Origin of the sequence: Bacillus sp. FSL R5-0447 (assembly GCF_038606125.1) — a bacterium.
Taxonomy (GTDB): domain Bacteria; phylum Bacillota; class Bacilli; order Bacillales; family Bacillaceae; genus Bacillus; species Bacillus velezensis.
Genome location: NZ_CP152012.1, coordinates 2,966,234 through 2,979,074, shown reverse-complemented (window position 1 = coordinate 2,979,074; position 12,841 = coordinate 2,966,234). Strand labels below are relative to the sequence as shown.

Annotated in this window: 12 protein-coding genes and 1 riboswitch; of the genes, 11 read left to right on the top strand and 1 reads right to left on the bottom strand. The window is 47.8% G+C overall.

Annotated elements, in window-relative coordinates:
- Nucleotides 1-12 precede the first annotated feature (12 nt).
- The 7 genes from NYE68_RS14875 to NYE68_RS14845 all read left to right on the top strand — a co-directional run bounded on the left by NYE68_RS14875 (nucleotide 13) and on the right by NYE68_RS14845 (nucleotide 8,270).
- Nucleotides 13-792, top strand: coding sequence for an enoyl-CoA hydratase (locus tag NYE68_RS14875; protein ID WP_324636522.1), 780 nt, complete (start codon nucleotides 13-15; stop codon nucleotides 790-792).
- A 13-nt stretch (nucleotides 793-805) separates the two neighbouring features.
- Nucleotides 806-1,579 (top strand): electron transfer flavoprotein subunit beta/FixA family protein, encoded by a 774-nt coding sequence (locus NYE68_RS14870; RefSeq protein ID WP_033574190.1) that lies wholly within the window; start codon nucleotides 806-808, stop codon nucleotides 1,577-1,579.
- A 31-nt stretch (nucleotides 1,580-1,610) separates the two neighbouring features.
- Nucleotides 1,611-2,588: an electron transfer flavoprotein subunit alpha/FixB family protein gene (locus tag NYE68_RS14865; protein WP_324636523.1), complete on the top strand. Its 978-nt coding sequence runs from the start codon at nucleotides 1,611-1,613 to the stop codon at nucleotides 2,586-2,588.
- A 213-nt stretch (nucleotides 2,589-2,801) separates the two neighbouring features.
- On the top strand, nucleotides 2,802-4,292 hold the full coding sequence (locus tag NYE68_RS14860) for an alpha-N-arabinofuranosidase (protein ID WP_324636524.1): 1,491 nt from the start codon (nucleotides 2,802-2,804) through the stop codon (nucleotides 4,290-4,292).
- Between the two features lie 152 nt (nucleotides 4,293-4,444).
- On the top strand, nucleotides 4,445-4,759 hold the full coding sequence (gene trxA, locus NYE68_RS14855) for a thioredoxin (RefSeq protein ID WP_003152560.1): 315 nt from the start codon (nucleotides 4,445-4,447) through the stop codon (nucleotides 4,757-4,759).
- A 142-nt stretch (nucleotides 4,760-4,901) separates the two neighbouring features.
- Nucleotides 4,902-6,674 (top strand): excinuclease ABC subunit UvrC, encoded by a 1,773-nt coding sequence (uvrC, locus tag NYE68_RS14850; RefSeq protein ID WP_025285072.1) that lies wholly within the window; start codon nucleotides 4,902-4,904, stop codon nucleotides 6,672-6,674.
- A 61-nt stretch (nucleotides 6,675-6,735) separates the two neighbouring features.
- Nucleotides 6,736-6,915, top strand: a riboswitch (Lysine riboswitch).
- A 125-nt stretch (nucleotides 6,916-7,040) separates the two neighbouring features.
- Complete coding sequence (locus tag NYE68_RS14845; RefSeq protein WP_064107200.1) at nucleotides 7,041-8,270, top strand: aspartate kinase; 1,230 nt, start codon at nucleotides 7,041-7,043, stop codon at nucleotides 8,268-8,270.
- 46 nt (nucleotides 8,271-8,316) lie between these two features.
- Here the strand turns inward: NYE68_RS14845 and NYE68_RS14840 are convergent, their stop codons facing one another.
- Nucleotides 8,317-8,763 carry a YslB family protein gene (locus NYE68_RS14840; RefSeq protein ID WP_007612940.1) on the bottom strand — a complete coding sequence of 149 codons (447 nt, stop codon included), beginning with the start codon at nucleotides 8,761-8,763 and terminating at the stop codon, nucleotides 8,317-8,319.
- A 296-nt stretch (nucleotides 8,764-9,059) separates the two neighbouring features.
- Between NYE68_RS14840 and sdhC the strand changes: the two genes are divergently transcribed.
- The 4 genes from sdhC (at nucleotide 9,060) to NYE68_RS14820 (ending at nucleotide 12,722) form a co-directional block, all read left to right on the top strand.
- Nucleotides 9,060-9,668 (top strand): succinate dehydrogenase cytochrome B558, encoded by a 609-nt coding sequence (sdhC, locus tag NYE68_RS14835; RefSeq protein ID WP_003152571.1) that lies wholly within the window; start codon nucleotides 9,060-9,062, stop codon nucleotides 9,666-9,668.
- A 33-nt stretch (nucleotides 9,669-9,701) separates the two neighbouring features.
- Nucleotides 9,702-11,462 (top strand): succinate dehydrogenase flavoprotein subunit, encoded by a 1,761-nt coding sequence (sdhA, locus tag NYE68_RS14830; RefSeq protein WP_003152573.1) that lies wholly within the window; start codon nucleotides 9,702-9,704, stop codon nucleotides 11,460-11,462.
- 2 nt (nucleotides 11,463-11,464) lie between these two features.
- Entirely contained in the window at nucleotides 11,465-12,223 is a 759-nt protein-coding gene (sdhB, locus tag NYE68_RS14825; protein WP_003152575.1) for a succinate dehydrogenase iron-sulfur subunit, read from the top strand.
- 61 nt (nucleotides 12,224-12,284) lie between these two features.
- Nucleotides 12,285-12,722, top strand: a complete 438-nt coding sequence (locus tag NYE68_RS14820; RefSeq protein WP_012118126.1) for a thioesterase family protein — start codon at nucleotides 12,285-12,287, stop codon at nucleotides 12,720-12,722.
- Nucleotides 12,723-12,841 lie beyond the last annotated feature (119 nt).

Below are 12,841 nucleotides of genomic sequence, written 5' to 3'. Positions count from 1 at the left end.
GGGGGTTGACGGATGAACAGCCTTTCGATGGCGGTAGAACAATCTGTTGCGGTGATCACCATTAATCATCAGCCGGCCAACGCGCTGTCCGGTGCGGTTTTAGATGAGTTATCCGGTCTGTTCGACCGGTGTGAAACAGATGACAGCGTCAGAAGCATCATCATTCGCGGTGAGGGGAAATTTTTCTCGGCGGGCGCCGATATAAAGGAATTTACGTCGCTTGAAAATCTTGAGCAATCTTCTGCCATGGCGGATAAAGGCCAGCAGCTGATGGAAAGAATTGAAGGGTTTCCGAAGCCCGTGATCGCAGCGATTCACGGTGCTGCGCTCGGAGGCGGTCTTGAGCTAGCCATGGCCTGCCATATCAGAATCGCTACATTAGATGCAAAGCTCGGCCTGCCCGAGCTGAATCTCGGCATTATTCCGGGCTTTGCCGGGACGCAGCGGCTTCCCCGGTACGTCGGTACGGCGAAAGCGCTTGAAATGATCGGCACTTCAGAACCTGTGACCGGAGAAGAAGCGTTCAGCCTCGGGCTTGTCACGATAGGTGCCGAACATGAGGAAGAGCTGCTGAAAAAGGCGAAAACGCTCGCGGGCAAGTTTGCGGAAAAAAGCCCGCAGTCGATGGCTTCTCTGCTTGAGCTCCTTTATTCAAACAAGATCTATTCTTATGACGGCGGCTTAAAGCTTGAAGCAAAGCGTTTTGGGGAAGCATTTGCATCAGATGACGCAAAAGAAGGCATTCAGGCATTTCTCGAAAAAAGAAAGCCTCAATTCGGTGGGCGAAGATAAAGGGGATAAGATTATGAATCTATTTGTACTGATGAAACGGACGTTTGACACAGAAGAGAAAATCGTCATTGAAGCAGGAAAGATTCAGGAGGACGGGGCCGAATTTATCATTAATCCATATGATGAATACGCCATTGAAGAAGCCATTCAGCTGAAGGAAGAGCACGGCGGAACCGTTACCGCCGTAACCGTCGGCGGAGAAGATGCGGAGAAAGAACTGAGAACCGCCCTTGCGATGGGCTGTGACCAGGCGGTGTTAATCAATATTGAAGATGATCTGAGCGATCCTGACCAATACTCCATTTCAACTATCTTATATCATTATTTCAAGGACCGGGAATATGATCTGATTCTCGGCGGAAATGTCGCGATTGACGGCGGTTCAGGCCAAGTGGCTCCAAGGCTTGCCGAACTGCTGAACATTCCTTGCGTCACAACGATCACAAAACTGACAATCAGCGGCGATGAAGCTGTGGCAGAGAAAGACAATGAAGGGGATACCGAAATCATTAAAACCTCACTTCCTTTAGTCATCACGGCACAGCAAGGCTTAAACGAGCCGCGCTATCCGTCGCTTCCGGGCATTATGAAGGCGAAGAAAAAACCGCTGGAAGAACTTGAGCTCGATGACCTCGACATTGATGAAGAAGATGCCGCACCGAAGCTCAAAACGATCGAACGTTTTCTGCCGCCGCAAAAAGAAGCGGGCAGACTGATCGAAGGAGAAGCCGCTGAGCAGGCGAAAGAGCTTGTGTCACTGCTGAGAAAAGAAGCCAAAGTCGTATAAACCGATATTAAAGAAACTGGGGGATGTCAGAATGGGAAAAAAAGTGATCGTACTCGGAGAAATTCGTGACGGCGCCTTACGGAACGTCACCTTTGAAGCCATAGCCGCAGGCAAAACCATTTCCGGCGGAGGAAATGTCATCGGCGTGCTGATGGGAAAAGGCGCATCTGATGCAGCACCAGAACTCATTCAGTACGGCGCCGACAAAGTATTTACGGCCGATTCGCCGGGGCTTTCTCAGTATACGGCGGACGGATATGCCGCGGTTCTCGGGGATCTGATCGAAAATGAAAAGCCTGATGCGGTTATTTTCGGCCACACTTCTATGGGAAAAGATTTGTCACCTAAGCTTGCGGCCCGGTTTGAAACGGGGCTGATTTCAGACAGCACGGATGTAAGCGTTACCGGAGACAACATCGTTTTTACAAGACCGATCTATTCCGGCAAAGCCTTTGAACAGGTAATTTCAACCGATCCGTTCATTTTGGCGACGATTCGTCCGAATAATATTCAGGCATTAGAAAAAGACGCGAGCCGGACGGGTGATATCGAAGAGCTTGCGGCGCCTCCGGCAGATTTGCGGACGGTCATTGAAGAAGTAGTCAAAAAAACGGCGGACGGCGTGGATTTATCAGAAGCGAAAATTATCGTAGCAGGCGGCCGCGGTGTAAAAAGCAAAGATGGATTTGAACCGTTAAAAGAACTTGCCGAGGTGCTCGGAGCAGCGGTGGGCGCTTCACGCGGCGCGTGTGACGCGGACTATTGCGATTATTCCCTTCAAATCGGCCAGACGGGAAAAGTCGTCACGCCGGATTTGTATATCGCCTGCGGCATTTCCGGAGCGATTCAGCACTTGGCGGGCATGTCAAATAGTAAGGTCATTGTTGCCATTAACAAAGACCCGGAAGCGGAAATATTTAAAATAGCGGACTACGGAATTGTCGGCGATTTGTTCGAAGTGGTTCCGCTTCTGACCCAAGAATTTAAAAATGCCAATATTCATTCATAATCATAAACCCTCTGGCTTATTTGTCAGAGGGTTTTAATTTGTGTTGATTGGTTCGTACAAATTAAAGGTTGATAAAATAAGAGATTGACATGTACGAACCAATATAATAAGCTTTTGTAAAGCGCTTACAAACTTATCCATTCAGCATACATCCCAGATACATAGATCGGCTGTAGTGCTTTCATTCTTATTAAAGGAAAGGAATGATCAAGTTTGTCTCACAATACGGCAGTCATTCAAACTGATATCACACGGGGAACCATTAATAAAAACATATACGGACATTTCGCGGAACACCTGGGAAGAGGCATATATGAGGGCATCTGGGTCGGAAAAGATTCCGATATTCCGAATACCGGCGGGGTCAGGACGGATGTCGCCGCCGCCCTCAAACAGCTTCAGATTCCCGTCCTCAGATGGCCGGGCGGCTGCTTTGCAGATGAATACCATTGGGCAAACGGCGTAGGGAAACGCAAAACCATGCTGAATACCCATTGGGGCGGGACGATTGATTCCAATGAATTCGGCACGCACGAGTTTATGATGCTTTGTGAACTGCTCGGCTGCGAACCGTACATCGCCGGAAACGTCGGCAGCGGAACGGTTAAAGAAATGGCTGATTGGATTGAATACATGACGTTTGAAGCGGGCACGCCGATGTCCGACTGGAGAAAAGAAAACGGGCGGGAAAAACCGTGGAAGCTGACATATTTCGGAATAGGAAATGAGAACTGGGGCTGCGGCGGAAACATGCATCCTGAGTATTATGCCGACCTTTACAGAAACTTTCAAACCTATGTCCGCGATTACAGCGGTAATGAAATCTATAAAATTGCCGGCGGCGCGAATGTCGATGATTACCGCTGGACTGAAACTTTAATGAAAAAAGCCGCTGATCTCATGGACGGGCTGAGCCTTCATTATTACACAATACCGGGCGATTTCTGGAAGGGGAAAGGATCAGCGACGGAGTTTACGGAAGATGAATGGTTCATCACGATGAAAAAAGCGGCGCATATGGATGAATTGATCACAAGGCACAGCGCCATCATGGATCAGTACGATCCCGAAAAAAGAGTCGGGCTGATCATTGATGAATGGGGCACGTGGCTTGATCCTGAGCCGGGCACGAATCCGGGCTTTCTGTATCAGCAGAATACGATCCGCGACGCCCTTGTCGCAGCCACGCATTTTCACATTTTTCATCAGCACGCAGATCGCGTACAGATGGCCAATATCGCGCAAACCGTCAACGTGCTTCAGGCAATGATCCTGACAGAAGGGAAAGACATGCTGTTGACGCCGACGTATCATGTGTTTGATATGTTTAAGGTGCATCAGGACGCTTCTCTTTTGGCGACAGAAACAAAAGCAGCCGGGTACGAATGGAATGACGGCCGGCTCCCGCAAGTCAGCATTTCAGCGTCCAAACAGCAAAACGGAGACATACATATCAGCATTTGTAATATCGATCATCTGCAAAAAGCTGATGTGAAGATTGAACTGCGGGGCATGAAAAAGACAGGGAAGCCTTCGGGAACGATTCTGCACGCGGAAAAAATGAATGCCCATAATACATTCAGCAGTCCGGAAAACGTCAAACCGAAGCCGTTTTCCGGGTTTACTCAAAAGAGCGGAAAACTTGAGGCGGAGCTTCCTCCGATGGCGATTGTATTAATCACGCTGCCTGCGGGTCCATCTTAAGTTTTGAACGCCCGCCGCCCGGTTATAATACACTGTATAAATAAGATTATTTCCGGCGGGATCGGGAGAAAATAATATAAGCATTAAATTAGCATGAACGAATGGGAGATGCTATACTAAAAATCATCATTTGACAATTGGAGGAATAACAAATGGCTATCGTAAAAGCAACTGATCAATCGTTCTCAGCTGAAACAAGTGAAGGTGTCGTATTGGCTGATTTCTGGGCTCCTTGGTGCGGACCTTGTAAAATGATCGCGCCCGTTCTTGAAGAGCTTGATCAAGAAATGGGAGACAAACTGAAAATCGTCAAAATCGACGTGGATGAAAACCAAGAAACTGCCGGTAAATACGGCGTCATGAGCATCCCGACACTTCTCGTATTGAAAGACGGAGAAGTCGTTGAAACATCTGTCGGTTTCAAACCGAAAGAAGCTCTTGAAGAGCTTGTAAACAAACATCTGTAAGCCGAAAGCTTCCGTTACGGCAGGGCGATTCCTTTGAAAGGGAATCGCCTTTTTTGATCTTCCAAAAGCTGAGAATGGAGAAAAACAAATGTTCGTGATACACTGAATGGACACGAGAAATGAATGTAAGGAAGGGTAACGTATGAATAAACAACTGAAAGAAAAACTGGCCCTCCTTCCCGATCAGCCGGGCTGTTATTTAATGAAAGACCGTCAAAAAACAGTCATCTACGTGGGGAAAGCGAAAGTCTTGAAAAACAGGGTGCGATCTTATTTCACCGGTTCTCACGACGCAAAAACCCAACGGCTTGTGACGGAGATTGAGGACTTTGAATATATCGTGACTTCCTCCAATCTTGAAGCGCTTATTTTGGAAATGAATCTGATTAAAAAATACGATCCGAAATACAATGTCATGCTGAAAGATGATAAAACCTATCCCTTTATTAAAATCACCCATGAACGCCATCCGCGGCTGATTGTCACCCGGAATGTCAAAAAAGACAAAGGACGCTATTTCGGCCCGTATCCGAATGTGCAGGCGGCGCGGGAAACGAAAAAACTGCTGGACCGCCTTTACCCGCTCAGGAAATGCTCAAAGCTTCCGGACCGCGTCTGTCTCTATTATCATCTCGGACAATGCCTTGCCCCATGTGTAAAGGATATATCCGAGGAGACAAACCGCGAGATTGTTGAAGACATTACCCGTTTTTTAAAGGGAGGGCATAACGAAATCAAAAAAGAGCTCGAAGCGAAAATGGCAGAAGCGGCGGAAAAGCTTGAATTTGAACGGGCTAAAGAATTCCGCGACCAGCTTGCTCACATCGAATCGACGATGGAGAAGCAAAAAATGACCATGAATGACCTTCTGGACCGCGATGTGTTTGCATATGCCTACGATAAAGGCTGGATGTGCGTCCAAGTCTTTTTCATACGCCAAGGAAAACTGATCGAACGTGACGTCAGCATGTTTCCGATGTATCAGGAAGCGGATGAAGAATTTCTGACCTTCATCGGCCAGTTCTACTCTAAAAACAATCACTTTCTGCCTAAGGAAATTCTGGTGCCTGACAGCGTTGACAGGGACATGATCACCGAGCTGTTGGAAACCGCCGTGCATCAGCCGAAAAAAGGCCCGAAAAAAGAGCTGCTTTTGCTTGCGCACAAAAATGCGAAAATCGCCCTGCGGGAAAAATTTTCGTTAATCGAGCGGGATGAGGAACGGTCAATCGGTGCAGCCGAACGGCTCGGCGAAGCGCTGAATATTTATACGCCGCATCGGATTGAAGCGTTTGACAACTCCAATATTCAAGGCACAAACCCCGTATCGGCCATGATTGTCTTTATTGACGGAAAACCGAATAAAAAGGAATACCGCAAATATAAAATTAAAACCGTAACAGGGCCGGATGATTACGGCTCAATGAGGGAAGTCGTCAGAAGAAGGTACACGAGGGTGCTCCGCGAAAATCTTCCGCTGCCGGATTTAATCATCATTGACGGCGGAAAAGGGCAGATTAACGCGGCGCGCGACGTGCTCGAGAATGAGCTCGGCCTTGATGTCCCGGTAGCGGGATTGGCGAAAGATGATAAACACCGGACATCCAACCTTTTGATCGGCGACCCGCTTGAACCGGTGTTTCTGGAGCGGAACAGCCAAGAGTTTTACCTGCTTCAGCGCATTCAGGACGAAGTTCACCGTTTTGCGATCAGCTTTCACAGACAGATCCGGGGAAAAAGCGTCTTTCAATCCGTTCTGGATGATATCCCCGGAATCGGCGAAAAACGCAAAAAAATGCTCTTAAAACATTTCGGATCTGTCAAAAAGATGAAGGAAGCAAGCCTTGACGATATCAAAAAAGCGGGTGTGCCGGCCGCGGCGGCCCAGCTGCTGTTTGAAAAATTAAAAAAATAGTATTGTGCTTTTCTGAAAAATCTGCTAGAATGTGAACTAATTTCATAAGATCGTGTTATATGGTGAAGATAGAGGTGCGAACTTCAATAGTAAGCCTTTGGAGAATGATGGATTCTGCGAAAAAGGCTGAAAGGGGAGCGTCGCCGAAGTGTATCACATCCCATCGGTGTGATTCGCTGGCCTTGCATTAAATAAATGTAAGGCTGTCAAGAATTCATTTTCTTGGAGGGCTATCTCGTTGTTCATAATCAATCGTAATGATATGAAAAAGCAATGAGAGCTATTCCTCTCATTGCTTTTTTTATTGTGGACAAAACGCTCTTTTCTCCTCACCCGCACGAACCAAAATGTAAAGGGTGGTCTAGTATGGGTCTTATCGTACAAAAATTCGGAGGCACTTCCGTCGGCTCTGCCGAAAAAATTCAAAATGCCGCAAATCGCACCATTGCTGAAAAGCAAAAAGGCCATGACGTCGTAGTCGTCGTTTCGGCAATGGGAAAATCAACCGACGCGCTCGTTAACCTCGCGGCTGAAATCACATCTGAACCAAGCAGACGCGAGATGGATATGCTTTTGTCTACGGGAGAGCAGGTCACGATTTCGCTTTTGGCCATGGCGCTTCAGGAAAAAGGATATGACGCCGTCTCTTATACGGGCTGGCAGGCGGGTGTCCGCACGGAAGCCGTTCACGGCAATGCGAGAATTACGGATATTGATATCACGGCGATTCGTTCGCAGCTTGCAGAAGGCAGGATTACAGTCGTTGCCGGTTTTCAGGGCGTAACGGAAGACGGCGGCATCACGACGCTCGGACGGGGCGGTTCCGATACGACGGCGGTCGCTCTTGCCGCAGCGCTGGAAGCGGATAAATGCGACATTTATACAGATGTTCCGGGCGTATTTACGACAGATCCGCGGTATGTCCGGTCAGCGAGAAAACTGGCGGGAATTTCTTATGATGAAATGCTGGAGCTTGCAAATCTAGGAGCGGGTGTTCTTCACCCGCGGGCGGTTGAGTTCGCGAAAAACTACCAAGTGCCTTTAGAAGTGCGGTCAAGTACGGAACATGAAGCGGGAACATTAATTGAGGAGGAATCATCAATGGAGCAGAATTTAATCGTCAGAGGAATTGCATTTGAAGACCAGATCACGAGGGTGTCCGTTACGGGCCTTGCAAGCGGATTGACAACACTTTCAACAATCTTCACCGCGCTGGCAAAACGAAACATCAACGTTGACATTATTATTCAGACACAGTCGGACGATGGGGAAGCGGATATTTCTTTCTCAGTGAAAACGGAAGATGCCGCGCAAACGGTCGCCGTGCTTGAAGAATATAAAAACGCGCTTGACTATGAAAAAATTGAAACCGAAAGAAAACTGGCAAAAGTCTCCATTGTCGGGTCGGGCATGGTTTCGAATCCCGGCGTCGCCGCGGACATGTTTGCCGTACTGGCGGAAAAAAATGTACAAGTCAAAATGGTAAGCACATCTGAAATAAAAGTATCAGCGGTTGTCAGCGAAAATGATATGGTGAAAGCGGTCGAAGCGCTTCATGATGCGTTTGAGCTTTCTAAACAGCCGTCTGCCGTATAAACGGGCAGGCAAAAAGGCGGGACTTGGAGTCACCGCCTTTTTTCAATTATACAGGGTCCTTCATATCCCATTTTACGGTCAGGACGACTTTATCCGCTCTCTTTTTTACCTGTTCATAAGATTCTGCAATCTGATCGTTCATCAATTGAATCTGTTCGGCTATAAAGCCGGCTTCAAGCTGAAAACAAGGCTCTTTCTGATGTTTGAGTCTGCTGGATACGAGCGGTCCTTCCAGTTCAAATTCCAGTTCTTGTTTTTTCGATCCTGCGTTTGTTAAAGTTCCCCAGCCGGCTTTTTCAAAAAAGGCGGGGATTTCTTCCCACGATTGAAGAGGAAATTTGCGGGCGAGGCGTTTTCCCGCCCAATACATCATCGATGAATGCTCCGGGCCGAGGATATCCGGAAGCACGATTTCCCGGATTAATTCGTAGCCGTATGCGCTGACGTCGAGTTCAGTTAAAGGTTCTAAAGCTGCTTCATAATTATTCTTCATATTATGTATTCCCCTCTCTCCTTCGTTTATTATAGCTTAAACAGGGGGGAGGATTACAGGATGATCCTATAAAACACGCGAAAAAATGTGAGAAAGATATCGCAGGAAAATAAAATTTTCCCTCCAGATAATCAATTCCGAAAATTATAATTTATGTACACGTTTTCTTGACGCCCTTTTGAGGGAGGAGTAAAATGAAATTGTCAATAAATTTTAATAAAGTGCTTACAATTGAAACGAAGTGGGGGCAGAGATTTTAGTACATTTCGCACTTAAATCAAACAGGGGGTAAAGTAATGTCTGGGAACAGAGAGTTTTATTTTCGAAGATTGCATTCCTTGCTCGGTGTTATTCCGGTCGGCATCTTTTTGATCCAGCATTTAGTCGTCAACCAATTTGCCGCAAGGGGAGCGGATGCGTTTAACAAGGCGGCCGGCTTTATGGACAGTCTGCCGTTCAGGTATGCGTTAGAAATTTTTATTATTTTCTTACCTTTAATTTATCATGCGGTTTACGGTGTGTACATAGCATTTACTGCGAAAAACAACGCTGGCCACTACAGTTATTTCAGAAACTGGATGTTTGTGCTTCAGCGTGTCACTGGTATTCTCACCCTTATTTTCGTCAGCTGGCATGTATGGCAGACGCGGATTGCCGCGCAGATGGGCGCTGAAGTCAACTTCGATATGATGGCGAATATTCTGAGCTCGCCGTTTATGCTCGGTTTTTACATTGTAGGCGTTTTATCGGTCATTTTTCACTTTTCAAACGGCTTATGGTCTTTTGCGGTCACATGGGGGATCACGGTCACGCCGCGTTCTCAAAGAATTTCGACTTACGTGACGCTGATTATATTTTTAGCGCTTTCATACGTAGGTTTAAAAGCGATTTTTGCGTTTGTGTAAGAGAACTAGATTACTAGAGGGAGAGGGGCTATCATGAGTCAATCAAGCATTATCGTAGTCGGCGGGGGTCTTGCCGGCCTCATGGCGACAATTAAAGCAGCGGAATCAGGCACGGCCGTTAAATTGTTTTCCATCGTTCCGGTCAAACGCTCTCACTCGGTCTGCGCGCAGGGCGGGATAAACGGAGCTGTCAACACAAAAGGGGAAGGAGACTCTCCGTTTGAGCATTTTGATGACACGGTATACGGAGGCGACTTTTTGGCAAACCAGCCTCCTGTAAAAGCGATGTGTGAAGCGGCGCCGTCCATTATCCACTTATTGGACCGCATGGGGGTTATGTTTAACAGAACGCCGGAAGGGCTCTTGGACTTCCGCCGTTTCGGGGGTACACAGCATCACAGAACCGCATACGCGGGAGCGACGACGGGTCAGCAGCTTCTTTACGCACTGGACGAGCAGGTGCGCAGATATGAAGTGGCGGGTCTCGTCACAAAATATGAAGGCTGGGAATTCCTCGGCGCCGTTCTTGACGATGAGCGCACGTGCCGCGGTATCGTAGCCCAAAATCTGACCAATATGCAAATCGAGTCATTCCGTTCTGACGCCGTTATTATGGCGACGGGAGGTCCCGGAATCGTATTCGGCAAATCAACAAACAGCATGATCAACACGGGGTCTGCCGCATCAATCGTTTATCAGCAGGGCGCTTATTATGCAAACGGCGAATTTATCCAAATTCACCCGACAGCAATCCCGGGGGACGATAAACTGCGTCTGATGAGTGAATCGGCGCGCGGCGAGGGCGGAAGAGTCTGGACGTATAAAGACGGAAAACCTTGGTACTTCCTTGAGGAAAAATATCCGGCTTACGGAAACCTCGTGCCGCGGGATATTGCGACACGTGAAATCTTTGACGTGTGCGTGAATCAAAAACTCGGCATCAACGGTGAAAACATGGTGTATCTCGATCTGTCGCACAAAGATCCGAAAGAGCTTGACGTTAAGCTTGGCGGCATTATCGAAATCTATGAAAAATTCATGGGCGATGACCCGCGCAAGCTTCCGATGAAAATTTTCCCTGCTGTTCACTATTCAATGGGCGGACTATGGGTTGATTATGATCAGATGACAAGCATCCGCGGACTGTTCGCAGCGGGTGAATGTGATTATTCAATGCACGGAGGAAACCGTTTAGGGGCGAACTCTCTGCTTTCCGCCATCTACGGAGGAATGGTGGCCGGACCGAATGCGGTGAAATATGTTTCCGGACTTGAAACTTCAGCGGAAGACCTGTCTTCTTCATTATTTGATTCCTATGTGAAAAAAGAAGAAGAAAAATGGGCCGATATTATGAAGATGGACGGCGACGAAAATGCTTACGTGCTTCACCGTGAGCTCGGAGAATGGATGACGGCCAACGTCACGGTGGTCCGCCACAACGACAAGCTTTTGAAAACGGATGACAAAATCCAAGAGCTGATGGAACGCTTTAAGAAAATCAATATCAACGATACGACAAAATGGAGCAACCAAGGGGCGATGTTCACCCGCCAGTTCTCCAATATGCTTCAGCTTGCCAGAGTCATCACGCTCGGCGCATATAACCGAAATGAAAGCCGGGGAGCGCACTATAAACCGGATTTCCCTGAAAGAAATGACGATGAGTGGCTCAAAACGACGATGGCGAAACATGCCGGTCCGTTTGAAGCTCCGGAATTTGAATATCAGGATGTCGATGTATCACTGATTGCGCCCCGTAAACGCGACTACTCGAAGAAGAAGGTGGCGAAATAATCATGAGTGAGAAAAAGATACGGTTTATCATTACACGTCAGGATACGCCCGAAAGCGCGCCATACGATGAAGAATTCGAAATCAATTACCGCCCGAACCTGAACGTGATTTCCGCCCTGATGGAAATCCGCAGAAATCCCGTGAATGCAAAAGGAGAGAAAACCACTCCGGTCGCATGGGACATGAACTGTCTTGAAGAAGTATGCGGCGCCTGCTCCATGGTCATCAACGGGAGACCGCGCCAGTCATGCACGGCGCTGATTGATAAGCTGGAACAGCCGATCCGTCTGAAGCCGATGAAAACATTCCCGGTTGTCCGTGACCTTCAGGTTGACCGCAGCAGAATGTTTGATTCACTGAAAAAAGTGAAAGCATGGGTGCCGATTGACGGAACTTACGATTTGGGGCCGGGGCCGAGAATGCCGGAAAAACGCCGCCAGTGGGCATATGAATTGTCTAAATGCATGACATGCGGCGTCTGCCTCGAAGCCTGCCCGAACGTCAACAGCAAGTCGAAATTCATGGGGCCTGCCCCGATGTCGCAAGTGCGTCTGTTTAACGCCCATCCGACGGGCGCGATGAACAAAGCAGAACGTTTAGAAGCGTTAATGACAGACGGCGGCCTCGGAGATTGCGGGAATTCACAAAACTGTGTTCAATCCTGCCCGAAAGGCATTCCGCTTACGACTTCAATCGCTGCTTTGAACAGAGATACCAATTTACAAGCATTCCGTAATTTCTTCGGAAGCGACAGAGTATAAGAAAGAGAAAAAGAGCCTCTTCCGCGCACGGGAGAGGTTTTTTTATAAGGAGCTGAAGGTGATGAAACAACCGCAATATATTGATATCCCGTTTGAAGAATGGAGACAGTCGTTTTCTTTCTTTACTGAAGTATCGGTTCGTTTTTCTGAAACGGATATGTTCGGCCATATGAATAATGTAACCCCTTTCATCTATTTTGAAGAAGCGCGGATCGCTTATTTTAAACAGCGAGGCATAACGGCGCAAAACTCTGAAACGATGACGGTCGTCGCAAGCCAGCAGTGCGACTATATGCGTCAGGTGATGCCGTATGAAAATCTGCGGATTTATGTGAAAGCGAGCGCTGCCGGAAATGCGTCCGTCACCCTTCATTACCTTGGAGAAAATGAGTCGGGCCTGCCGTGCTTTACAGGTTCCGTCGTTATGGTTCAAGTGTCGAAGAAAAGCGGCAAAGCGGTCAGCTGGACGGAGCGGGAGAAAGGCATTCTGCTCGCCTGAACGGATAACTATTTCTCTAAGAGACGTCACCTCCGAAGCGCCCTTTACATATGATATCTTGACTATATAAACCCATTCGTTTCAGATTCGCTCTCACCTTAGCAAGGAGGGTTACAATA

Excerpts from the sequence above, each read along its gene's own strand:
- NYE68_RS14875 (WP_324636522.1), top strand. The coding sequence starts at position 13 with ATGAACAGCCTTTCGATGGCGGTAGAACAATCTGTTGCGGTGATCACC.
- NYE68_RS14870 (WP_033574190.1), top strand. The coding sequence starts at position 806 with ATGAATCTATTTGTACTGATGAAACGGACGTTTGACACAGAAGAGAAA.
- NYE68_RS14865 (WP_324636523.1), top strand. The coding sequence starts at position 1,611 with ATGGGAAAAAAAGTGATCGTACTCGGAGAAATTCGTGACGGCGCCTTA.
- trxA (WP_003152560.1), top strand. The coding sequence starts at position 4,445 with ATGGCTATCGTAAAAGCAACTGATCAATCGTTCTCAGCTGAAACAAGT.
- uvrC (WP_025285072.1), top strand. The coding sequence starts at position 4,902 with ATGAATAAACAACTGAAAGAAAAACTGGCCCTCCTTCCCGATCAGCCG.
- NYE68_RS14845 (WP_064107200.1), top strand. The coding sequence starts at position 7,041 with ATGGGTCTTATCGTACAAAAATTCGGAGGCACTTCCGTCGGCTCTGCC.
- NYE68_RS14840 (WP_007612940.1), bottom strand. The coding sequence starts at position 8,763 with ATGAAGAATAATTATGAAGCAGCTTTAGAACCTTTAACTGAACTCGAC.
- sdhC (WP_003152571.1), top strand. The coding sequence starts at position 9,060 with ATGTCTGGGAACAGAGAGTTTTATTTTCGAAGATTGCATTCCTTGCTC.
- sdhA (WP_003152573.1), top strand. The coding sequence starts at position 9,702 with ATGAGTCAATCAAGCATTATCGTAGTCGGCGGGGGTCTTGCCGGCCTC.
- sdhB (WP_003152575.1), top strand. The coding sequence starts at position 11,465 with ATGAGTGAGAAAAAGATACGGTTTATCATTACACGTCAGGATACGCCC.
- NYE68_RS14820 (WP_012118126.1), top strand. The coding sequence starts at position 12,285 with ATGAAACAACCGCAATATATTGATATCCCGTTTGAAGAATGGAGACAG.